Annotated in this window: 16 protein-coding genes and 1 pseudogene; 10 read left to right on the top strand and 7 right to left on the bottom strand. The window is 64.1% G+C overall.

The window, feature by feature from the left end; genetic code table 11:
* Positions 1-232 precede the first annotated feature (232 nt).
* Genes Clow_RS11085 through Clow_RS11075 form a run of 3 tightly spaced genes read left to right on the top strand, consistent with a single transcriptional unit; the run spans position 233 to position 2851 of the window.
* A complete protein-coding gene (locus Clow_RS11085; RefSeq protein WP_055179217.1) occupies positions 233-1333 on the top strand; it encodes an esterase-like activity of phytase family protein in 1101 nt (366 codons plus the stop codon).
* A gap of 43 nt (positions 1334-1376) precedes the next feature.
* Complete coding sequence (locus Clow_RS11080; protein WP_055179214.1) at positions 1377-2393, top strand: hypothetical protein; 1017 nt, start codon at positions 1377-1379, stop codon at positions 2391-2393.
* Between the two features lie 56 nt (positions 2394-2449).
* A complete protein-coding gene (locus Clow_RS11075) occupies positions 2450-2851 on the top strand; it encodes a hypothetical protein (RefSeq protein WP_055179212.1) in 402 nt (133 codons plus the stop codon).
* Positions 2852-3061: 210 nt separating this feature from the next.
* Here the strand turns inward: Clow_RS11075 and Clow_RS11070 are convergent, their stop codons facing one another.
* On the bottom strand, positions 3062-4891 hold the full coding sequence (locus Clow_RS11070; RefSeq protein ID WP_055179210.1) for a phosphoenolpyruvate carboxykinase (GTP): 1830 nt from the start codon (positions 4889-4891) through the stop codon (positions 3062-3064).
* Between the two features lie 442 nt (positions 4892-5333).
* On the opposite strand from Clow_RS11070, the gene trmB reads away from it, so the two are divergent.
* From trmB to Clow_RS11045, 6 genes and pseudogenes are all read left to right on the top strand, one after another.
* Positions 5334-6176 (top strand): tRNA (guanosine(46)-N7)-methyltransferase TrmB, encoded by an 843-nt coding sequence (gene trmB, locus Clow_RS11065; RefSeq protein WP_055179208.1) that lies wholly within the window; start codon positions 5334-5336, stop codon positions 6174-6176.
* A gap of 5 nt (positions 6177-6181) precedes the next feature.
* Positions 6182-8491 carry an MMPL family transporter gene (locus tag Clow_RS11060; protein WP_055179206.1) on the top strand — a complete coding sequence of 770 codons (2310 nt, stop codon included), beginning with the start codon at positions 6182-6184 and terminating at the stop codon, positions 8489-8491.
* Positions 8492-8493: 2 nt separating this feature from the next.
* Positions 8494-9516: a lysylphosphatidylglycerol synthase transmembrane domain-containing protein gene (locus Clow_RS11055; RefSeq protein ID WP_055179204.1), complete on the top strand. Its 1023-nt coding sequence runs from the start codon at positions 8494-8496 to the stop codon at positions 9514-9516.
* A gap of 8 nt (positions 9517-9524) precedes the next feature.
* Positions 9525-9896, top strand: a complete 372-nt coding sequence (locus Clow_RS11050; protein ID WP_055179202.1) for a DUF3054 domain-containing protein — start codon at positions 9525-9527, stop codon at positions 9894-9896.
* A gap of 6 nt (positions 9897-9902) precedes the next feature.
* Positions 9903-10151, top strand: a pseudogene (locus tag Clow_RS12275) (helix-turn-helix domain-containing protein); the annotation flags it as partial.
* 36 nt (positions 10152-10187) lie between these two features.
* The gene (locus Clow_RS11045) at positions 10188-10829 is read left to right on the top strand and encodes an MmyB family transcriptional regulator (RefSeq protein WP_370871900.1); all 642 of its coding nucleotides are present in this window, start codon (positions 10188-10190) and stop codon (positions 10827-10829) included.
* Here Clow_RS11045 and nhaA read toward each other — a convergent pair.
* Positions 10819-12648, bottom strand: coding sequence for a Na+/H+ antiporter NhaA (gene nhaA / locus Clow_RS11040; protein WP_245625765.1), 1830 nt, complete (start codon positions 12646-12648; stop codon positions 10819-10821). The genes Clow_RS11045 and nhaA overlap by 11 nt on opposite strands.
* A 22-nt stretch (positions 12649-12670) precedes the next feature.
* Positions 12671-13024: a nuclear transport factor 2 family protein gene (locus Clow_RS11035; protein WP_156334939.1), complete on the bottom strand. Its 354-nt coding sequence runs from the start codon at positions 13022-13024 to the stop codon at positions 12671-12673.
* Positions 13025-13108: 84 nt separating this feature from the next.
* On the opposite strand from Clow_RS11035, the gene Clow_RS11030 reads away from it, so the two are divergent.
* Positions 13109-13990 (top strand): aldo/keto reductase, encoded by an 882-nt coding sequence (locus Clow_RS11030; protein WP_055179226.1) that lies wholly within the window; start codon positions 13109-13111, stop codon positions 13988-13990.
* Positions 13991-14052: 62 nt separating this feature from the next.
* Here the strand turns inward: Clow_RS11030 and Clow_RS11025 are convergent, their stop codons facing one another.
* The 4 genes from Clow_RS11025 to Clow_RS11010 all read right to left on the bottom strand — a co-directional run bounded on the left by Clow_RS11025 (position 14053) and on the right by Clow_RS11010 (position 22950).
* Positions 14053-14520, bottom strand: a complete 468-nt coding sequence (locus Clow_RS11025; protein ID WP_055179196.1) for a hypothetical protein — start codon at positions 14518-14520, stop codon at positions 14053-14055.
* Between the two features lie 105 nt (positions 14521-14625).
* Positions 14626-16170, bottom strand: coding sequence for an acyl-CoA carboxylase subunit beta (locus tag Clow_RS11020; RefSeq protein ID WP_055179195.1), 1545 nt, complete (start codon positions 16168-16170; stop codon positions 14626-14628).
* A complete protein-coding gene (pks13, locus tag Clow_RS11015; protein WP_055179193.1) occupies positions 16170-20999 on the bottom strand; it encodes a polyketide synthase Pks13 in 4830 nt (1609 codons plus the stop codon). Before pks13 ends, Clow_RS11020 begins: the two co-directional genes overlap by 1 nt.
* 115 nt (positions 21000-21114) lie before the next feature.
* Positions 21115-22950 carry a FadD32-like long-chain-fatty-acid--AMP ligase gene (locus Clow_RS11010; RefSeq protein WP_055179191.1) on the bottom strand — a complete coding sequence of 612 codons (1836 nt, stop codon included), beginning with the start codon at positions 22948-22950 and terminating at the stop codon, positions 21115-21117.
* Positions 22951-23007: the final 57 nt, after the last annotated feature.

Raw genomic sequence — 23007 nt, 5'->3', positions numbered from 1 at the left:
ACAGTCACACTCACAGTCACACTCACAGTCACACTCACAGTCACACTCACAGTCACACTCACAGTCACACTCACAGTCACACTCACAGTCACACTCACAGTCACACTCACAGTCACACTCACAGTCATCTCGGTTCACCAAACACAAACCCCCACCCCCGCGACGTCGATAAGCACCACCTATTCACCCTCCCGTAACTTTCCCGCTACCCGCGTGGCTTAGGCTCTCCGGCATGTTCCCGCTCCGCGCCGCTGCCGCCCTGCTCACCGTCCCCCTAGCCCTCCCCGGACTCTCCTCCGCCCCGGCCCCGGAAGCCCCCACACCACAACCCATCTTCCCCGCCAAATACCTGGGCACCACCGATATGACCCACGCCGCACAGTCTCCGGAGGTCACCGCCGCGCTGGGTACGGATGCACCCTTCGGCGGCATCTCCGGCCTGGAGCACCTGGGCGGGCAGGATTACGTGGCACTCTCCGATGATTCCGCCGAGGAGTTCCCCTCCCGCGCGTACCGCATGACGATCCCCGAGGATGGCTCCACCCCCACCGTCACCGGCGCGGTGCTGCTGCGCGATGCCGCTGGTCAGCCCTATGGCGAGCACGCGGTGGACCCGGAATCGGTGCGTCGCCTGGCCGATGGCACCTTCGCCTGGACGTCGGAGGGCTGGGCCAAGGAGGGTGACTTCCGCGCGCCGAGCGTGATTATCAGCGATGCCTCCGGCCAGGAGTTGCGCCGTCTGAACGTGCCCGATTATCACGAGCCCAACCCCGAGGGCACCTCCGGTATTCGCCACAACAAAGCCAACGAGGGCCTGGCGGTGGTGAGCCCGGACGTGGTGATGACGGCCAACGAGGGTGCGCTCGCCCAGGACGGCCCCATGAACACCGAGGAGCACGGCATGCGCGTGCGCCTCACGCAGTATTCCCTGAGCACGGGCGAGGCCATCGCGGAGTATCCGCTGGAGGTGGGCGCGCTGTACCCCGGCGCGCGCGACCGCGGCATCTCCGAGATCATCGCGGGGGACGACGGCAGCTTCTACATCATTGAGCGCGGCTACGTGGCCGGGCAGGGCAACCGCGGGGAGATTTACCGTATTACTCTCGACGGCGCGACGAACGTCCTGGGCAAGCAAGCCCTGACCGGGGAGGAAACGCCGGTGCACAAGGAGCTCGTTTTTGATTTTTCCTCCCTGCCAGAGCACCCGGACAACATCGAGGCCCTGGCCTGGGGCGAGAGGCTTGCCGACGGTCGCGCCCAGCTACTCGTGGCCTCTGACAACAACTTCAGCGAGAACCAGCGCTCGCTGCTGCACCGCATCGCTTTGGGATAAAGACCACAGACATTTAGGGTTGCCTTGCTTTAGAGTAAAGAATATGAAGGCAACCCTAAGAAATACTGTGAGCGCAGTGCTGGCCGCCACGAGCCTCACTATTTCCCTTCCCACCCAAGCAGCCACGCCCACCATCCCCGATTCCCTCTTCCCCGAGGTTCAGGAAAACCCCAGCGTGAGCGTCACCTTTGAGGACGGCACCCCCGCAGACGGAGCCACCGTACATCGGGGCGACGTGCTCCTCGTCCACGGCAGCGGCTTCTCCCCCGAGGCTAACCGCGGCGGCTTTCCCTTCCCCGTGCCACCCGGCACCCCCAACGGGCTCTTTGTTCTCTACGGGGCCTTCCCCGAACACTGGAAACCCAGCGAGGGCGCCGATTCCGCCACCCGCACCCATCCTCACGACCGCATGGCCTGGGTCATGCCCGAGGGCACCTTAGAATCCATCCCCTCCGGCCCCATCGAAATGCGCCGCTCCATTGCGCGCGTAGCCCAGCCCCTCCACGCCGACGGCACCTTTACCGCGCGCATCACCGTGGACCCGCCCGCCAATCCCTCCGGCGACAACTGGGGCGTGTACGTCTACCCCGGAGCAGGCTCCAACAATCCCGCCGAAGAGTTCTTTATCCCGCTGAACTACTCCCCCGAACCCGGCCCCCATACGCCGCCAGCGCCCACCGCCGACCTCGTGCTCGACGCCCGCCTGGCCTTCCAATTCGCAAAAACCACCGGCGGGGCCGTGAATACCAAGAACGGAGCGAGCACCCTCGACGGACAACGTGTGGCTTTCAGCCGCGACTACGAGGCTTCTTCTATGCAGGCCGACGCCGCGAGCGATGGCAGTGCGCAGAGTGGCAGCGTGCGCAAGTACAAGGGCCTGGCGATCACCACCGCGAAGTTCACCCTGGCCGAGGTAGCCGTGGCCGACCCCTGGCTCACTCCCCTGCCGGGCGGGAAGTACGCGGTGAGTGCTCTCGTCTCGCGCTCCTACAACGTGGGGCAGGACGAGATGGTGCGGGTTCCCATTGGGGTTGTCGGAGAAGAAGAGGTGCGCGGTTAGAAAAGTTGCCGTATTAATGGGGCTACGCCGCACCTTAGTAAGTAAGGAGCACACAGATGAAAAAGAAGATTCTTCCTCTCATCATCACTAGTAGCCTGCTTATCTCGGCCTGCGGAGCAGAAGAAAGCGAAACCACACCCGCTTCTTCCTCTCCTTCTTCTTCCGCCAAGCCCAGCACCAGCACCAGCACCGCTTATCCCACCACCACGCCTCCTCCGGCTCCCGATGGAAAAGATGGAGTACTCGAAGGCGAGAACGGGGAAGATGGGGCCAACGCCACACTTCCCAATCAATCCGGCGGACACGGCGGCGACGGTGCCCCTGGCGGCAGCACCGGGCAAGGTGGCCGTGGTGGCGACGGCGGCAATGGCTACGGGTGGGATACCTCCACGATGAGCCCCGAAGAGCAAAAGGCCTTTGAGGAAGAAAAGGCCCGGCTGCTCTCTGAGCTGTCGTAGAGGCGGGCCGGCCTGCGCAACTGGATATGGTGAAGGATTTTTGTCTATCCTATTTGGCAGAAGTTATCCTTGTAGCTGATCTCTCTAAGAGCTGAGAAAATCGGAGACAAGGGCTTTCATATTTTCCTCACCAGGCCCCCACCCCCATAGAAGAGGGCGGCCACCGCACCCCACCCGCGGCCGCCGCCCTCTATCTACCAAGCGTCCTCTTTAAGCAGAAGCCGCCTTAACACGCTCCTGCAAGGCCCGGAACTGATCCCAGATTTCTCCGGGCACCCGCTCTCCTAGGAATCGCAGGTAGGCCTCGTTATCCTCTAGGTCACCGGCCCACTGCTCGGCGGGAGCGCTCAGCGCCTCGCGCACGTCCTCGATCGGGGTGTCCAGGCCGTCAAGGTTGATGTCCTCGGCGCGCGCCGTGTGGCCCACCACGGTTTCGTCGGCACCCACGCGGCCCTCGATGCGATCCACGATCCAGGCGAGCACGCGGGAGTTATCGCCGAAGCCAGGCCACAGGAAGCGCTTGTCATCGCCGCGGCGGAACCAATTGACCAGGAAGATCGGCGGCATTTTATCCCCGCCCTTCTTGCCCAGTTCAATCCAGTTATTCAGGTAATCGCCCACGTTGTATCCGATGAAGGGGAGCATGGCCATCGGGTCGTGGCGCAGGGTACCCACGGCGGCCTCGGCGGCGGCGGCCGTCTGACCGGAGGCGAGCAGCGCACCGATCATGGTGCCGTGTTCCCAATCGTGGGATTGGGTGACCAGCGGAACGGTGTCGGGGCGTCGGCCGCCAAAGAGGATGGCGTCGATCTTCACGCCTTCCCAATCGTCGAACTCGGGGGCGGCCACCGGGCACTGCGCGATCGGCACGCAGTAGCGGGAGTTCGGGTGGGCGGCCAGGCCGTCGGAGTCGGGCGTCCAGTCGTTGCCCAGCCAATCGACGAGGTGAGCGGGAGCCTCGCCCATGTCTTCCCACCAGACGTCGCCGTCGTCGGTGAGCGCCACGTTGGTGAATAGGGTGTTGCCCGGCTCCATCGTTTTCATGGCGATGGGGTTGGAGGAGTAGTTAGTGCCGGGGGCCACGCCGAAGAAGCCGTTTTCGGGATTCACGGCGTGGAGGTGGCCATCCTCGCGGAACTTGAGCCAGGCGATGTCATCGCCCACCACCTCGGCAGACCAGCCGGGAATGGTGGGGGTAATCATGGCCAGGTTGGTCTTGCCGCAGGCGGAGGGGAAGGCGGCCGCGACGTGGTACACCTTCTTTTCCGGGGAGGTGAGCTTGAGGATGAGCATGTGCTCGGCCATCCAGCCTTCCTCCTTAGCCATCACGGAGGCGATGCGCAGCGCGTAACACTTCTTGGCCAGGATGGCATTGCCGCCGTAGCCGGAGCCGTAGGACCAGATTTCCTTGGTCTCGGGGAACTGGGTGATGTATTTGGTGTCGTTGCAAGGCCAGGCGACGTCCTCCTGCCCCGGCTCCAGGGGGGCGCCCACGGAGTGCAGGCAGTGTACGAAGTCGCCGTGGTCTCCGATCTTGTCCAGGGCTTCCTTACCCATGCGGGTCATAATCCGCATGGAAAGCACCACGTAGGCGGAGTCCGTGAGCTGCACGCCGAGCTTGGGGTCGGGGTCGCTGATCGGCCCCATGCAGAAGGGAACCACGTACATGGTGCGTCCGCGCATGGAACCGGCGAAGTGCTCGCGCATTTCCGCCTTCATGGCCTCCGGCTCCATCCAGTTATTGGTGGGGCCTGCGCCCTCCTCGGTGGGGGAACAGATGAAGGTGCGCGATTCCACGCGGGCCACATCGGAGGGATTGGAACGAGCCAAGAAGCTATTGGGGCGCTTTTCCTCGTTGAGTCGGATGAGGGTACCCGCCTCAACGAGTTCCGAGGTCAGCCGCTCCCATTCTTCCTGCGTACCATCCGCGAATACCACGCGCTCTGGCTGGAAGAGATCTACGGCCTCGGAGAGCCACCTCAGCAGTTCCTCGTTCTTCGTGGGCGCTGGTCCTTGCAGACCCTTGATGGCAGCGGTCATAACCTACTCCTGATCTTCGGTCGCTCTTCTCTGCGATACTCACCCAGCGTATCCATCTCCACAGCAGAAAAGCACTTTATCGCTGCTCACATTTCCCCGAGTGCATATAACATTATAATCGTCTACCCGTTTACCTGGTATGTCTCATCGAGCGAGAGTCCGGCCACATTTTCAATTTACCCCCTTCCGGGGGTAATCCCCCACTTTCGCACAAGAGGAAAATAGCTTTCACTCCTGCCCTCACGCGCCTCACGCCCGTATTCCTCCCCAATCGCGCTCCCCCGCCCCCTTTCCTCGGTACCTATCGCAAAACCAGTATCACGGCCTCCCAGCGGTACCCCTGTCTCCTATCTCATCGGTTGTCCGCGCCACATCCGCCCATCGGCCTTGGCTGCGCCGGGGGCGTCGATAAGCGCCACGGTGCATAGATATGCTGTAGGAGATGAACGCTTCTGCTATGCACCCCACCCCTGGCCTCGGTGACCTCCCCCAGGGCAGGCCCCTCCAATCGGAGTTCGATGACGGGCTGGATTATCCGCGCCTGGGCACCGTATCCTTCCGCCGCGGCACGCTCACCCCCAACCAGCAAGCCGCCTGGGAGGAGCATTGGCCGCGCCTGGGGCGCGTGATGAGCGATGAGCCCATCAATATAGAGGAATGGTTTGGCCGCAGCGGGCACCCCACCATTCTGGAAATCGGCTCCGGCACCGGCACCTCCACCGTGGCGATGGCACCGCTAGAGGCGGAAACGAACATCATCGCCGTGGAGCTGTATAAGCCCGGCCTCGCCAAGATGATGGGGGCCGCGCTGCGCGAGGGTGTGGAGAATATCCGCATGGTGCGTGGCGACGGCGTGGAGGTGCTCAACCGCATGATCGCTCCGGGTTCCCTGGACGGGGTGCGCATCTTCTTCCCCGACCCCTGGCCCAAGGCCCGGCACCACAAGCGGCGCATTATCCAATCCGGTCCCCTGCACCTCATCGCCACCCGGCTCAAGCCCGGCGGGATACTCCACGTGGCCACCGATCACGCCGAATACGCCGAATGGATCAGCGAACTGGTCAATGTGGAACCCCTGCTGCGCTACCGGGGCTGGCCCTGGGCGGAGTGCCCCGTGCTCACCGATCGTCAGGTGCGCACCAAGTTCGAGGGGCGCGGGCTCAACATGGATCACACGATTACGGAGTTCCTGTGGGAGAGGGTGGCTGACGACGCCGCTCCTGCACAGCCCGCGCCCGCCGCTACGCCCGAAGCCAAGCAACCCGACGCCGAGCAGAAAGGATAGCGCCCGTGTTCCTGCGCTGGGGTCAATTCTCCTACCGCCACCGCCGCATTATCCCGGCCGTCGTGGTGCTCTTCATCCTCGCCCTCTACGGCATCTTTGGGCTGCGCTTAGGTGATCGCCTGAGCCAGGAAGGCTGGGAGGACCCCGGCGCGGATTCCACCCTGGGCGCAAAAATCGAGCAGGAGACCTTTGGGCGCGATAACAGCGGCGATGTGATCGCCCTGTACTCCGTGAACCCAGAGCAGGGCCGCACGCTCAGCGATCCCGCCCTGGCCGATTCCATTAATACCCAGCTCACCGCGCTCAAAGAAGAGCACTCCGGGGAAATAGAGCACATCACCAGTTACTTTTCTAACCGCGCCCCGGAGATGATTACCGCCGATGGCACCCAGGCCTTTGCCGCCATCGGCCTGGCGGGTAACGGGGAGCAGACCCTCAAGGATTACCGCGCTATCGAGGATTCCTTGCGCTCCCAACCCCTGCCCGAAGGCGTGACCTTAGAGGTAGCCGGGGCTACCGCCGTGGCCGATTCCCTCGATGAGGGCATGGCCGGGGATATTTCGCGCGCAGAACTCGTGGCCCTGCCCGTGGTGGCGGTGCTGCTTCTTATCGTGTTCGGCTCCGTGGTGGCGGCCACCATGCCGCTCATCGTGGGCGTGCTCTCCATCTTGGGCTCCCTGGGTATCCTCTCCCTGCTGGCCAGCAGCGCGCAGGTCAATGTGTTTGCGCAGTCCGTGGTCACCCTCCTGGGCCTGGGCCTGGCCATTGATTATGGCCTCTTTATGGTCTCTCGCTTCCGCGAGGAGATGGATAAGGGCACCCCCGTCCCCCAGGCGGTAGCCACCACCACCGCCACGGCGGGTAAGACCGTGGTGTTCTCCGCCGCGATGGTGGCCGTGGCTCTTTCCGGCCTGATGATCTTCCCGCAGGCCTTCCTCAAATCGGTGGCTTATGGGGCGATCTCCGCCGTGGGCCTGGCAGCACTGCTCTCCGTGAGCGTGCTACCGGCCCTCTTTGGATTGCTGGGGCACAACATTGATCGCTGGTCCGTGCGCCGCACCTCGCGGCGCGGCAAGCGCCTGGAAGAGACCTTCTGGTGGCGCATACCGGCCTGGGCGATGAAGCACGCCAAGGCCGTCACCGTGGTGATCGCCGGGGGCTTGCTCGCCCTGTCTATTCCGCTGTTCAGCATCACCTTTGGCGGTATCAATGAGACGTATCTTCCGCCCAATAACGAAACTCGCCAGGCCCAGGCATCCTTTGACGAGGCCTTCCCCGCCTTCCGCACCGAGCCGATCAAGCTGGTGGTCACCGGCGCGGATAATCGCCAGTTGAGCACCGTCTACCAGCAGGCCAATGAGGTCACCGGACTCACCGGGCGCTTTAGCCCCACCCACCCCAGCCAGGACGGCACCACGGTGCTGGCCGCCGGTATTGAAAACCGCGCCGATAACCAAAGCGTGATCGAGCAGCTGCGCGCCATCGACGTCCCCGAGGGTGTCGATGTATATATCGCGGGAACCCCCGCGATGGAGGTGGAATCCATTGAAGCCCTGCTAGAAACCCTGCCCTGGATGGCCCTGTACATCGTGCTGGCCACCTTCCTGCTCATGGCCTTAGTCTTTGGCTCCATCATCCTGCCCGCCAAGGCCATCATCATGACCATCCTGGGCCTGGGCGCCACCCTGGGAATCCTCACCCTCATGTTCGTTCAGGGCGTGGGCGCGGACCTGCTGAACTTCACCGCAGGCCCCCTGATGAGCCCGGTTCTGGTGCTCATCGTGGCCATCGTTTACGGGCTTTCCACGGATTACGAGGTATTCCTCGTCTCCCGCATGGTGGAGGCCCGCGACCGCGGCGCCAGCACCGATACCGCCATCAAGTACGGCACCGCGCACACCGGCGGGATCATCACCGCCGCCGCGCTCATCATGATTGTGGTGGCCGGGGCCTTTGGCTTCTCCGAGATCGTGATGATGAAGTACATCGCCTTCGGCATGATCGCAGCCCTGCTTATCGACGCCACCGTGATCCGCATGGCGCTCGTCCCCGCCGTCATGCACCTGCTGCGCGAGGATAACTGGTGGGCTCCTCGCTGGCTGCGCCGCGCCTACGCGCGGCTGGGCCACGGAACCGAGCCCGCCGCCCCGCAGCCCACCAGCCCGGTAGAGCCCGCTCGAAAGCCAACGAACCAGGTCAGCATTGATGAGGCCGTGGTGATCGAGGAGTCCGAGGCCGCCCGCGGCGGGCGCACCACCTCCCAGGACGATCACCTGGTGCCCTTTAAGGATCTCATTCAAAGGATGGAGAAGTAACGGTGTGGAAGTGGGTGCGCAGCCCGTGGTTTCGCTATGGCCTCGTCCTCTTCATTCTGGGGATTCTGGCCTACCTGCTGCGGGATAACTCGCACTTTCTCCACGAAGGCTGGGTAGCCCTCCAAGACGCCGATAATCGCTACATTGCCATCGCCGTGCTCTTTACGGCCATCACCATGCTCTTCCAGGCGGAAATGATGGTCTCCCTGCTGCGTTCCACCGGGGTTAAATGCGGGCGCGGGCGCGCGAACGCCCTGGGTTTAGCAGCAAACTCGTGGTCCGCCACGCTCCCCGGTGGCCCCGCCGTGGCCGCCGCCATGATCTTCCGGGAACAACTGGCCTGGGGAGCCAGCACCGTGGTGGCCAGCTGGTACATGGTGGTCTCCGGTTTGCTCGCCGCGGCGGGCATGGCGATTTTGGGGCTCATTGCGGTGTTCTTCATGGGTGCCTCAGTGCAGCCGTTGACCCTGGGGGCGTCGATAGTGGGGCTGGTGGCCGTGCTCTACGCCGTGAGTTGGGCCGCCCGCAACCCCGCCACCGTGGAGGCCGGATTGCTGCGCGCTCTGCGCTGGTTCAACCGCCGCACCCACGCGCCCGAGGATCGCTGGACGGATAAGCTCTCCGGGCTGCGCACTCAGCTGCGCGCCGTGGATATTCCGCTGCCGGATCTGCTGCTGGCGCTGCTGTGGTCCACCCTCAAATGGGTGGCGGAGATCGTGTGCCTGTGGGCCTGCGTGGTGGCCGTGGGGGGTCACCCGGACATCGCCGGGGTCACGCTCTCCTTCCTCGCCGCCAAACTCGTGGGGCAGGCGCAGATCACCCCCGGCGGCCTTGGCCCGGTGGACGTCATGCTCACCTCTACCCTCGTGGCTCTGGGTGAGATTCCCACCTCGCTGGCCGTGGCCGCCGCCATCGTGTTCCGCATGCTCACCTTCGTGCTGCTGGCCGCGGTGGGGTGGGTGGTATTCCTCTGGTTCTGGGTTATCCGGGGGCGTAATCGCGCCAAAGCCGCCGATGGAGAATAATCGGCACTATGAACTCATCTCGTGCAACCCGCTGGGTTCTTTACGATTCCCTGGCCATCGCCCTCTTTGCCCTTTTGGCTCGTATCGCGCACCGCAGCGAGGATATGCCGCTGACGGTACTCGGCTGGCTGAACACCCTGTGGCCCTTCCTCCTGGGGATCGCGCTCACCTGGGCGTTCCTGCTGTGGGGGAAGAGCCGCCCCGCTACGCTATGGGGCAGCCTCGGCCTCGTGTGGCCGGGAACGGTGATCGTGGGGCTGTGTATTTGGGGGCTGCGCCACGGCGCCGTACCGCACTGGTCCTTCATGATCGTGGCGGCGGTGACCTCCGGCATCCTCATGTCTGCTTGGCGCGCCATTGCCGCCCGCCGAACCTCCTAAAGCACCGTGAATACCATTCAGCAGCACACCAGCGAGTTCCTACACACCCGGCGCTCCCGGATTACCCCCGCGCAGGCTGGGGTATCCACCGATAACACCGTGCGCCGGGTGGCGGGGCTGCGGCGTGAGGAGGTAGCACGGCTGGCCAATATCTCCGTGGATTATTACATCCGCATTGAGCGCGGGAATCTCAGCGGGGTCTCGCCCGATATTCTCGATGCCCTCTCCCGCGCCCTTCAACTCAATGAGGTGGAAAGGGAATACCTATTCCTCCTTTCCCGGGCGGCCACGATGCCCCGCTCGCTGGCGGAATCTGCTGCGGGCACTGGTTCTGTGGAGGGGAGATCGGCGGAGGGTAACCCTGCGGAGAACAACCTTGCGGGGCGCAGCCCTGCGCAGGATACCCCGGAAAGCCCCGTGCTGCGCCCCACGATCACGCGCATCCTGCACAGCATGGAAACCCCCGCCGTGATCTGCGATGCCAAACTCGCCATCGTCGCCGCCAATTCCCTGGGCAAGGCGCTGCTCTCCCCCATTCTTCAATCTCCGCAAGGGCAGCGCAGCATCGTTTATTTCATCTATTTAGATCCCCACGCCCGCGATTTCTTTCCCAATTACGAGGAAATTACTATTCACTCGGCCGCCTCGCTGCGCATGGAGGCCGCCCGACGCCCCTACGATGCCCAGCTGCCCGCGCTCATCGACGACCTCCTGCACTCCAGCGAACTCTTCCGCCAGCGGTGGACCATGCGCGAGGTGTGGGTGCACCGCCACGGAGATAAAGCACTGCGGCACCCCCTGGTGGGCGAGCTCGATTTGCGCTACGAGGTCCTGCTCCTGCCCGGCCCCGAGGGGTTCAGTCTCAACGCCTATACCGCCGCCCCCGGCAGCACCTCGGCGGCGAGGCTAGAAGAGCTCGCCGCTACTCTTTGACCAGCCTGTTGTATTCCTCCATCAGGCGCCAGCGATTCATGGGGCCTTCCACGCGGCGCCCATTGAGATACACGATGGATTCTCCCTCGGACTCGATTTCCTCGACATCGAGGTTATCGTCCTGAATCCGCACCATGTCGTCTGCGCGCATAATGCTGGCCTCAAACTCCTCCATATTCAGGCCGATCTTGCGCGCCTGCTCGTAGATCTCTTCCTCCCCAAGATCGCCGGGGAAGTTCACCAGGGCAGCGTGCATCTCAAAAAACTTGTTCTGCCGATGCGCCGCTTCCAGCGCCAAAGCCGGAAGTAGTTCATCGGAGTTTTCCACGTGGTGCCGGTACACAATGCTGATCTGTTCCCGGTCCACCAGATCATAGGCCTCGCGCAAGGTCTCCTCCATTCTGGTGCGGTACCCATGCGTCATGGCGGTGTAATGCACGAGGGAGACCTTGGCATTCGGATTCCCCACAAAGTGATCGTATTGCGGATCAACCGGGCGCACCAGGGTTTCTCCCTTGGGCTCGCTCAGGGGACGGAAACGATCACCCAGGCGGAAGATCACCGCCGCCACGATCACCGCGAGGAGAGAGGCCCCCAGCACGCCCATGCGGGCCTGGGCCTGCTGCCCCTCATCGTCGAGAGCCAGGCCCGTCACCAAGAGCGAGATGGTAAAGCCCATGCCCGAGAGAGCACCAATACCGGCGATGCGCGGGAGGTCCAATCCCGGCAGGCGGGAGCTGGGGATAAACCGCAGCACCAGCGCGGAGGCCGCCGTAATACCCAAGAGCTTGCCGCCCACCAGACCGACCACCACACCCCAGGTGAGCGTGGAGGAGGCCGCCGCCGCGAGGGTATCCCCGCTGATAATCACGCCCGCATTGGCGAGCGCGAAGAGCGGAACGATCAGGTAGTTCACGTACAGCGGCAGGACGTCGGAAAGCCTCTGATTCATGGGGATGAGGTACACCATAGATTCGCGCACCGTCTGGGCCGCCCCCGGAGTGGGAGCCTGGCTAAAGAGGTGATAAATCTCGTGCGCCGATTCCAGATCCTTCCGGCTAATCACCCGCACCGGCAGCAGCAGCGCAATGAGCACACCCGCCAGGGTGGCGTGCACTCCCGAGCTGTACACCGCGTACCAGGTGAGCAGGGAAAGCACCACGTAGGGGAACATGTGCCACACGCCCGCGCGCTGAATCACCCAAATGCTCAGCAGCAAGATGGCCGCAGCCGCCAGCGCGCGCACATTGAGTTCATCGGTATAGAACACACCGATCACGGTGAGCGCACCAATATCGTCAATCACCGCCAGGGCCAAAAGGAACAAGCGCAGGCGGGGCGCATTGCGCGGCCCGATAAGGGCCAGCAGGCCGAGGGCAAAGGCGGTATCGGTGGAAATCACCGTTCCCCACGCGGAGCTTGCCGACGTCCCACTGGTGAGCAGCACAAAGATCACAGCGGGCACGATCAAACCACCCAGGGCCGCGAAAACCGGCAGGAGGGCACGCCCCGGAAGGCGCAGCTCACCGATCACCAATTCTCGCTTGACGTCCAGGCCCACCATGAAGAAAAAGAAGGCCATGAGGAACTCATCCACCCACTCGTGCAGGGTGAGGTTGAGATCAAAGCTCCCCAGGGAAAAACCGGCCTCCGTGTGCCAAAAGTGCTCGTACCCGGAACCCAGATTGGCCCACAGGAGGGCAATGGCCGTGGCAATGACGAGGGCCGCGGCCGCATAGGTCTCATTGACCCACAGGCTGCGGCGGCTCCGGACGCGGAGGTAACCATCCACGTCATTTTCTTTTATCTTTTTCTTCACTTCTATTTTTTCCTTATTTTCTTTACTGCCACGTGGAGGCCACGATGTTCGCAAGCACCCAGGTATCGCCCACGCGCTCACAGCGGCCGCTCAATTGCAGCGGCCACGTGCCGTGTGCTCCCCATATCGTTGCCTCGGTATAGCTGCGGGCGATAAAGGAATCCTCCCCCTCTTGCTCCACCGCCTGCGTATCAATCCCGTGATACACCATCTTCCCGGATTGAATGTGCTCTAACCATTCCGCCTTGCTCTGCTCGTATCCGGTCATGTGCGTGAGCACCGCACCATCGGCCATCAGGGAATCCAGAACTTTCACATCGGCACTCAACATCGCCTCGCACAGGCGTGTGTACACGTCCACTATCTCCACAGCCACCACACAGTACCTATTTCTTCAAGGCCTAACCAGGTAATAGCAGTACCCCCTTACGTTCCGCGCTTCCTCCCTAGGATGGGCCAGGTGACTATGCCAAACCTGACACTGAACAACGGAGTAACCATTCCCGCCCTGGGCTTCGGTGTATTCCAGACCCCGCCCCAGGAAACTCACGACGCCGTGGCCGAGGCCCTGCGCGCCGGCTACCGCCACATCGACACCGCAGCCGCCTACGGAAACGAGCGCGGCGTGGGCGAGGCCGTGCGCGAATCCGGCCTGGCACGCGAGGATGTATTCCTGGAAACCAAGGTGTGGATCAACGACTACGGCTACGAAGAGACCCTTCACGCCTGGGAGAAAGCCACCGGCAAGCTCGGCGTAGAGCAGATTGACCTGTTCATCCTCCACCAGCCGCTCACCGTGGACTTTGAGCGCACCCTAGAGGCCTACCGCGCCCTGGAAACCCTCTACGAGCAGAAGAAGGTGCGCGCCATCGGCGTGAGCAACTTCATGGAGCGCGATCTCACCGCCCTGCTAGAGAAGGCCACGGTGGTGCCCGCCATAAACCAAATCGAGCTGCACCCCTACTTCCAGCAGCCAGAGGTGGTGGCCCTGTGCCGCGAGCACGGTATCCTGCCGCAGGCGTGGTCGCCCATCGGTGGCGTGGTGGATTATGGCGGCGGCAAGTCCAGCCCGCTGCATGACCCCACCATCGGAGAAATTGCCGAGCGCTATGGCAAGAGCCCGGCCCAGGTTATGCTGCGCTGGCACATTCACAATGGCGTGCAGGTGATTCCGAAGTCCGTGCGCCCTGCGCGCATCGCGGAGAACATCGACGTCCTGGACTTCTCCCTCACCCAAGAGGAGATTCAGGCTATCGACGCCCTGGATACCGGCAAGCGCGGTGGCCCCGAGCCCTCCGAGATGACCCTGGAGCGCTTCTCCATCGACATTCCCGAGGCCTAGTTTCTGCGCATAAGAAAAGCGGGAAAGCAACGTTAGTTGCTTTCCCGCTTTATTCGCTTTTCTTACGCCTTAATGACGTGGCTAAACTCCGGGTCAATCTCCGGGAGAGCGATAGCCTCCACGGATTCGTTCTCCTCCGAGTTCACCAGCGTGCTCGGATCTACCTCCGGCAGCTCAAAGGACAGGGGCTTGCCCACGGCGGAGATGTTCTGGTAGCCCACGGCAGCCAGGGCATCGAAGATCTCGCTCATGGCGTCCTGGTCGGCCTCCTCGTCAAAGGATTCCACCGGGCGAACCACCACGGCATCGCCATCAAAATCGAGGTTTACAAGGTCGTGGCCGGCCTTCTCCTCGATGGCGCTCACGGCCTTCTCCGCCGCGGCCTCACGGTCAGCGGCAGAGGCTGCCGGGGCGGCCTCGCTGGACGCCACGGTCTCCGGGGCCGCAATATCGCTGGAGCCAAAGGGCTGGGCGCCCAGGGAGAGCAGGCCGGTGGCCAGGGCCAGGCCCTTCAAAATAGAAAACAGCATAAGGATTCTCCTTTGAGAGAATAAGAGTGAAGGTGCCCTACGCAAAGGTGAAGCGGGGCAACCTTTAATTTTCTTTTACACCTTACAAAATAAGAGACCGCTACGCTACATTGGCGCAATGGAGTGTTTCTTGGGCAAATCGGCGTCGCGCTTATCCGCCAGTTGACGCAGCGCACGGCGCAATTCCAGCCGCGTATCGCGCGGTTGAATCATCGCATCGAGGAATCCTCGCTCTGCCGCCACATAGGGGGACGTCATGTTCTGATCGTAGAAGTCCATAAAGAGCTTCTTCATCTGTTCGCGCTGCGCCGGGGGTGCCGCCGCGATCTGCTTTCCTTGAATCATCACTACGGCCGCCGCCGCGCCCATCACGGCGATCTGCGCGGTGGGCCAGGCGAGGTTGATGTCACCGCTGAGGTTCTTCGACCCCATCACCGCGTAGGCTCCGCCATAGGCCTTGCGCACGATGAGCGCCACCTTGGGCACGGTGGCCTCCACCACGGCAAAGGCCAGCTTGGCTCCACGGTGAATCAAGCCCTCCTTCTCCTGAGCCACGCCGGGCAGGTAGCCGGGGGTATCCACCACGAAGATCACGGGGATGTTGTAGGCATCGCAGGTGCGGATGAAGCGCGCGCCCTTATCGGCGGCGTCGGCGTCGATGCAGCCCGCGTAGTGCATGGGTTGGTTAGCCACGAAGCCCACCGTGCGGCCGTCGATGCGGCCAAAGGCGCAGATGAGGTTGGGGGCAAAGTTTTCCTGAATCTCGATGAGGTCCTCGTCATCGCCCAGCTGAGTGAGCAGGTCCATCATGTCGTATCCGGCATTGGTGTCATCCGGCATGAAGGTATCCAGCGCGCGGGTTTCGGCCACCTCCTCATCGGTGGGGGCCTCCACCACGGGGGCGGGGTCAAAGCAACTGGAGGGCAGGTGTTCGAGGAGGTCGCGCACCAGGTCAAAGGCCTCGTCCTCGCTGTTCACCACGGCGGAGATATTGCCGTTGAGTTCCTGCTGACGCGCGCCGCCGAGTTCCGCGGAACTGATGTCCTCGCCCGTAACCTCCCGAATCACGGCGGGACCGGTGACGTACATCTCCGTCTCCCCATCCACGGCGATCACAAAATCAGTGGTCACGGGGGCATACACGGCGCCACCGGCGCATTTTCCGAGCATGATGGAGATTTGCGGGCTGCGCCCGGAGAGCGGCATCTGGCGCCGCGCAATCTCGGAGTACATCGCCAGGGAGGTCACGGCATCCTGAATACGGGCGCCACCGGAATCTTGAATACCGATCACCGGGCAACCAATCTTGATCGCCATATCCATGACCTCCGCCACCTTGCGGCCAAAGGCCACGCCCACGGAGCCGCCGTACACGGTCTTGTCATGCGCATAGACCACCACCGGGCGGCCGTCGATACGCCCATAGCCGGTGACCACACCGTCGGAGTAGATGGCCTCGGGATCGCCCGGGGTCTTGCCCAGCGCACCGATCTCCACAAAGGAGCCCTCATCTAGCAGCGCGGCGATGCGCTGGCGCGGGGTGGAGCGCCCGGCCTCGTCGCGCTTGGCGCGGGCGCGCTCGCTGCCGGGGTCCTGGGCTTTATCCAGGCGCTCCTGAAGGTCTGCGAGTTTTTCCGCAGTGGTGGCCACTATTTGCTGCCCCTTTCAAGGTTCTCAATGCGGCGGGTCAGATGTGCTCCCACCGTAGCGATCTCGGGTTCGTCCACCACGGCCAGGTGGTCGCCGTGCAACTGCACGATTTCCAGGTCCTCCACGATGGCCGCCCAGCCACCATCGGGGGTGATATTCGCGTAGGCCGGCTCTAGTTCAATGGCACCCTCGTGCATGCGCTCGGCGCGGAAGAGCAGCACCGGAACGTTCACGTCCGCCCAGCGCTGCATGTCCAGGCTGTCCAGGATTCGGTTATCCACAAAGCTCGCGCGCTGGTGCTCCAGCACCCCGGCGGCCAGGCCGTGCTCGGAGACGTCGGTAGTGCTCAGGAACTCCGTGAGCATGCCCAGCATGGCCTCCTCGCCCGCGGTTTCCAGCAGTTCATAGGGCACGGGGAAGTCCAGGCCGTAGGTCTTTTTGGCAAAGGCGGAGTATCGCTCCCAGCGGGCCTTGGTCTCCTCCAAGGTATCCGGGATCGCCTCGGCGGGCTGCACGGTATCGAGCAGGGCGATGGTGCGCACCTCCACCTCGCTATCACGCAACTGGTGCGCCACCTCGTAGGCCAGCGCGCCGCCAAAGCTCCACCCACCCAGAATCACCGGGTGACCCTTCGCGTACTCGCGGATCTCATCGAGGTAGGCCGCCGCGCGCTCCTCCAAAGCACCCTCGCGGCGCTCCACGCCGTACACCGGAACCTCCTCCGGGAGCCTCCTCATCAGCGGTTGATAGACCACCGAGGAACCACCCGCCGGGTGGAACATAAATACCGCCGGGGCCTGCGAGCCCTCGGGGCGCTCGCGCAGCACGCGGATATTGCCCTCTACCTCGGTTTCTAGGCCCTCGCGCACGAGGTCGGCCAGCGGCTCCAAAGTCTGTGCCTGCGCCACCTGCTCGGCGGTGATCTCCACCCCGGAGCGCTCACTCAACCGAGCGGCAATGGCCTCGGCCACCTCGGCGGAAACCTCGGGAAGCTCGCTGTTCACACCAGCCGCAGCGGCACCGGCCAGGCCCGCCCAGGTGGCAAAGACCAGGCGCTCGGAGGCATCGCGCGGGGCCACGCCCACGCCCTGCGCCTTGTTCTCGCTTGGCGACGCCCCGGTGGTGTCCTCAGCGCTCTCCTGCTGCTCAGCAGCTTGAGGCTCGGCAGCAGCCTCCGCCTTACCCGCCACGGCCTGCTCCACGAGCGTAATCACATCGGCCACGGAACCATCGCGCAGCGCCTGCACTTGAAGCGGGGGAATCTGGAAGTCATTTTCAATGCGGTTCTTAATCCTCATGCCCATGAGGGAATCCAAGCCCAGATCAATGAGCGGCAGCTCCAAGGGCAAATCCTCGGCTTCATAGCCCATCGACTCCGAGACGATAGAGCGCAGGCGCTGTTCCACCGTCTCCCCGGAGTTCGGGTCCCAGTGGCGGGTTTCCACCTCGATCTCGCCTCGCGCGTCCGGGATACCCGTGCGCGGAGCAGCGGGGGCCGGTGCGGCCGGAGTTTCTTCGATACCCGGCAGCCCAGCCGAGGCCGCAAAGCCTTCCGCCAGGGCGGTGCCCGAACCCGCGTACACCGCGAGCGAAAGGCCGCCCAGGTGGCGCGAAACGATGGTGGTCACCTCACCCGTGGCAGGTAGGGGGGCGTGCTCCTGGTTCGCCACCAACTTTGCCTTGGGGTCCACGGCGGCCACGGCGGCCTCCATGAGCGCCAGGGCCGAGGGAACCTGGGTGGCCTCGGTGCCGAAGGCCAGGCGGGCGTCGGGAAGCGTCACCTTGGTACCGGGCAGGGCGCTGTTGCCGCTCGACGGGCGCGCGGCAGTCCAGTAGGGCTGTTTCTTCCACTGGATGCCGGGGGCGTCGGAAAGCGTGGCGCCCAGGCCACGCACCTTGCGGAAGTCCACGGGGGCGCCGTTGACGTACAAGGTGGAAAGAAGATCGCGCAGCGAGGTAGCAGCGGGGACCTTGCGCTTCAGGGCGAAGAGCAGCTGAGCCTCCGGTTTTCCGGCGGCAAAGGCCGTGCTCATCATGCCCATCATCGCCACGGGGTTCGGGGCGATCTCCACCAAAGTGGTGTGCCCTGCGGCAAAGGCCGCCTCGGTGGAATCCTGGAACCACACGGAGTGGCGGGTACAGCGCAGGAAGTAATCGACATCGTGCACCGTCTCCCCCGGCTGGTACACGCGGCCGCGGTCCACGGAGCTAAAGAGCGGGGTATGCAGCGGGCGGGGATTCAGGCCCTCGATCTCGGCGGCGAGTTCACCCAGGATGGGATCGAGGGAGCTGGTGTGCCCCGCGCCCTTCACGGCTAGCAGGCGGGCAAACTTGCCCTCCCCTTCCAGGCGCTCCACCAGGGCCGCCACGGCCGGGCGCGGACCGCCCACGGTGGTCATGCCCGGCGCGGTGTACACGGCGGGCTCGATGCGGGCAAAGCGTTCCTCTTCCTCGCCCAGGGCCGTCAAGGCCTCGGTGGAGAGTTCCACCACGGCCATCGCACCCAGTTCGTCCTCGGCCAGGGAGTTCTCCCCCTCGCCCATGAGGCGGGAGCGGTGGCAGGCGATGCGCATGGCCTCGCGGGCCGTCAGACCGCCGGAGGCATAGGCCGCCGCAATCTCGCCCATCGACATTCCCATCACGCCCGCCGGGCGCACACCCAGATCAGCCAGCAGGTCGGTGAGTGCGATCTGAATGGCGGTGATGGTCACCTGGGCGGTCTCGGTGTTATAGGTCTGTTCATCGTCCAGGATCAGCCCCATCATGGACCATCCAGACTCATACTGCACCAGCGAATCCAGCTCTTCCAGGCGATCCCGGAAGAAGGCGGAGAGCGCCACGAGATCCTTGGCCATCTTGCGGTGCTGGGAACCAAAGCCGGAGTACACGAACACCGGCCCGGTGGCAGCTGGGGAATCCGCCACGGTGATACCCAGGGACTTCTTACCCTCGGCCACGCGGCTCAGGCGCTTGATGGCCTCCTCCACCGAGTCCGCCTGCACCACGGCGCGGGAGCGCCCGTGGTTGCGGCCCGCCAGGGTGCGTTCCAGATCCAGCAGCGAGGTGTCCTGGTGCTCTTCCAGGTAGGCGGCCAGCGCCGCCGCCTGAGCCTTGCGCCGCGAGGGCAGGTGACCGGATACCGGCAGCAGCGCCGTGGCGTCCTCGGGGTCATTCAGATGCCCCTCCACCTGCGGGGTCAAGCCGGGGTAATCGGCGGGCTCGAAGTCGCTGACCACCACGTGCGCATTGGTGCCGCCAAAGCCAAAGCCGGAGACACCGGCGATCTTGCGGCCGGAATACTGCGGCCACTCGCGGGGGTCCTCCACCACCTCTAGACGCTCGGCGTCAAAGTCGATGTAGCGGTTGGGGCCTACAAAGTGGATGGAGGGCGGCAGCACCTCGTTCTTCATGCTCAGAATCACCTTGGCCAGGCCCGCCGAGCCCGCCGCCGATTCCGAATGGCCGAAGTTCGACTTAGCCGAACCCAGCAACGTGGGGTTGCTCGCCTCGCGCCCCGCGCCCAGCACCTCTCCCAGGGCCGTGGCCTCGATGGGATCGCCCAGCACCGTGCCCGTGCCGTGGGCCTCCACGTAATCCACCTGGGCGGGGTCCACCCCGGCGTCCGCATAGGCGCGGCGTAGCACGTCCACCTGGGCCTCCGGGTTGGGGGCCGTGAGCCCATTGGAGTGACCATCGGAGTTAATGGCCGAGCCGCGCAGCACCGCCAGAATGGTATCGCCGTGGGCCACGGCGTCGGACACGCGCTTGAGCACGAACACGCCCGCGCCATCGGAACGCACGAAGCCGTCCGCATCATCGGAGAAGGCGTGAATGTGCCCGCTGGGGCTAATCACGCCCAGCTCCCCAAAGGAGGTGGAGATGAACGGGGAGGCCATGATGTTCACGCCACCGGCCAGGGCCACGGTGGCGTCGCCCGCGCGCAGGGCGCGAATGGCCTGGTGCACCGCCACCAGAGAGGAGGAACAGGCCGTATCCACCGCCACCGAGGGGCCGCGGAAATCAAAGGCGTAAGAAACGCGGTTGGGGATCACGGCGCTCGACGTCCCGGTGAGCGCGTAGGGGTGCGCTGCCTGCGGGTCCGAGGCGATCAACATGCCGTAGTCGTTATTCGAGGAGCCATAGAACACGCCCACGGGGGTGCCGCGCAGCTCATTGGCGGGCAGATGGGCGTGCTCCAACGCCTCCCAGGAGAGTTCCAGCATGATCCGCTGCTGCGGGTCCATGTTGGTGGCCTCCAAGGGGGAAAGACCAAAGAACTCGGCATCAAAGGAGGAAATATCCTCCAGGTATCCGCCCGCGAGGTTCTGCTCGGCCATCTTGGCCCGTGCCACCGGATCGCCCTCGTACTCGGACCAGCGGCCTTCCGGGGGGTTGGCGGTGGTGCCATCACGGCCCTCCACCAGGAGGCTCCACATCTGCTCTAGGCCCTCGGCTCCAGGGAAGCGGGTGGCCATACCCACCACGGCAATATCGTGGTCCTCGGGGGCAGCGCTGGTCTGGGCAATCGGGGCGGTGCCCACCACGCCGAACTTGCCCGAGCCCGCGCCCCCACTGAGCAGGTGCGTGGCCAGGGCTCCGATGGTGGGGTGCTCGTAGACCACCGTGGCGTCGAGCTTGCGGCCCAGCAGATTTTCTAATTCCCCGGAGAGCAGCACGGCGTCGCGGGAAGAAAGGCCCAGGTTTTCCAACGGGCGGTCATCGGTGACCTCCTCCACCGGAACCTCCGTGACCCCAGCCACCCATTCGCGCAGCCATTGCCGCAGTTGGGAGGCGGTCATGGGGGTGGAGGAACGGGGGCTGTCTGCCATGCGGGGATTCTCCTCGGGAGGGTAGTTGCGAAAAATAAAGGCTACTATCGCCGTCCACGTAGGGTACCCTCCGAGCCCCTACAATGCGACTGCGATAGACGAAGGTTCCTGCCGGTCAACCAAGGTAGTTCTTGCGAGCCACGCGGCGAGCAATCTTGGCGCTCGACGTCCGCGCGATGCTACCCGGAGGAAGAATCTGCACATCCTTGGGAGTGACCCCGTGAGCAGCGCTCACCGCGGTGCGGATGGCCTCGATAGCGGCGGCGTCATCCTCTTGCGTGGCCCCCTCGGCACGCTCGGCCAGGATCACCAGGTACTCAGCCTCCTCTCCGGGAACGGAGAAGGCCGCCAGCGCCACCGGATCTACCTGCTGCGTGGCCTGCCCCACGGTGAACTCAATATCCTGCGGGTAGTGATTACGCCCGGCAATCACGATGAGGTCCTTGAGGCGGCCGGTGATATACACCTCGTCCTCGATGATCGCGCCCAAATCCCCGGTGGCCAACCAGCCCTCATCCGGGGCACCGGCGGCCCGAGAGCCCTCCTCCAAACGGCCGGCGAGGGTATTGGCAAAGGTCTCGCGGGTTTCCTCCGGGCGGTTGAAGTACCCGGCGGCCAGATTCGCGCCGTGATTCCACAGCTCGCCAATATGACCATCGGGGAGTTCCTGGCGCGTCTCCGGGTCCACCACCGCCAGGCGCTGCGGCACCACGACCTGCCCGTTAGAGATCAGTGCCACCGCTGCGGGGTGATCCGGCTCCACCTTTTTCGCGCGCCCCTGGGTGAGGGCCTCGCGGTCAAAGTAGGCCGTGATGGGACGCTGCTCGGTCTGAGGCGTGGTGACCAGCAGGGAGGCCTCCGCCAAGCCATAAGAAGGGCGCGCGGCAGTGCGCGCCAAGCCATAGGGAGCAAAGGCCTCGTGGAAGGCCCTGAGCGAGCGCTCGGTGATGGGCTCCGACCCCAGCACGATGCCATCGAGCTGCGAGAGGTCCGTGTTCTCATCGGGGTTGCCGTAGCGCACCGCAAGATCCAGGGCGAAGTTCGGCGCGGCGGTATATACGGCCATCTCATCTTCTGGGCCGCGCTTGCTCAACTGCTTGATCCAGCGGGAAGGCTGCTGGATGAAATCGCGAGGGCTCATCAGTTCCGTCTCAAAGCCCAAGATGAGACCAAAGACGGCCAGGATAAGGCCCATATCGTGATGAAGCGGGCTCCACAGCACCAGGCGCATGGGCAGACGCAATTTACCGGAGGCGAAAATTTGCAGGGTGTTCGTGAGCACCGAACGGTGCGTGAGCAGCACGCCCGCCGGGGTGCGCGTGGAACCAGAGGTGTATTGAAGGAAGGCCGGAAGATCCAAGGGGGCCACTCCCTTGGATTGGAGGTAGGCCTGTGCTTCGGGCTTTTCCAGGGGATTCGTCCAGGAAACCGCCACGGCATCGGGCAGGGCGTCGATAGCAATAATGCGCGGGCGCTCGGTGCCGGGAAGATCGGCAAAGTAGGAACGCACGGCGGGGGCGGAAGCCTTGTTGGTGAGCACGATGCGCGGGTTGGAATCGTGGAACACGGCCCGCAGGTGAGCATCGTGGCCCGGCTCGCGGGGGTCGTAGAGCGGCACGGGGGTCACACCCGCATAGAGGGCGCCGAGGAAGCCGAAGAGGTATTCCGGGGTATTGCCCATGAGCAGGGCCACCCGCTGCCCCGACTCCGCCACTTGTTGCAGGCGCACCGCCACAGCCTTGATGCGGGTGTTGATCTGCGAGCGGGTGTATTCCACTGCCTCACCCGTGCCTTGGTAGTCCCAGTAGCGCAACCCCAGGCGCTCCCCGCCTCCGGCCGCTAAATCCTGCTGGTACAGAAGCTCGGAGAGTCCGGCGAGAGTGAGGCGGGGATCAATGGTGATCTCCCCCTTCTCGTTAAAGAACGTGGCTAAGGCCGCATTGAGATCCATGAAGTCTCCTTCTGCTTCCCACCGCCAAGTGCGACGGTCGCGGGATAGGGGTCAGTG

The organism is Corynebacterium lowii (assembly GCF_001412085.1).
Classification (GTDB): Bacteria; Actinomycetota; Actinomycetes; order Mycobacteriales; family Mycobacteriaceae; genus Corynebacterium; species Corynebacterium lowii.
Note: the sequence above shows the minus strand (reverse complement) of the source record. Positions and strands in the feature narration are given on the sequence as shown.

Excerpts from the sequence above, each read along its gene's own strand:
- Clow_RS11085 (WP_055179217.1), top strand. The coding sequence starts at position 233 with ATGTTCCCGCTCCGCGCCGCTGCCGCCCTGCTCACCGTCCCCCTAGCC.
- Clow_RS11080 (WP_055179214.1), top strand. The coding sequence starts at position 1,377 with ATGAAGGCAACCCTAAGAAATACTGTGAGCGCAGTGCTGGCCGCCACG.
- Clow_RS11075 (WP_055179212.1), top strand. The coding sequence starts at position 2,450 with ATGAAAAAGAAGATTCTTCCTCTCATCATCACTAGTAGCCTGCTTATC.
- Clow_RS11070 (WP_055179210.1), bottom strand. The coding sequence starts at position 4,891 with ATGACCGCTGCCATCAAGGGTCTGCAAGGACCAGCGCCCACGAAGAAC.
- trmB (WP_055179208.1), top strand. The coding sequence starts at position 5,334 with ATGAACGCTTCTGCTATGCACCCCACCCCTGGCCTCGGTGACCTCCCC.
- Clow_RS11050 (WP_055179202.1), top strand. The coding sequence starts at position 9,525 with ATGAACTCATCTCGTGCAACCCGCTGGGTTCTTTACGATTCCCTGGCC.
- Clow_RS11045 (WP_370871900.1), top strand. The coding sequence starts at position 10,188 with ATGCCCCGCTCGCTGGCGGAATCTGCTGCGGGCACTGGTTCTGTGGAG.
- Clow_RS11025 (WP_055179196.1), bottom strand. The coding sequence starts at position 14,520 with ATGCTGTTTTCTATTTTGAAGGGCCTGGCCCTGGCCACCGGCCTGCTC.
- pks13 (WP_055179193.1), bottom strand. The coding sequence starts at position 20,999 with ATGGCAGACAGCCCCCGTTCCTCCACCCCCATGACCGCCTCCCAACTG.
- Clow_RS11010 (WP_055179191.1), bottom strand. The coding sequence starts at position 22,950 with ATGGATCTCAATGCGGCCTTAGCCACGTTCTTTAACGAGAAGGGGGAG.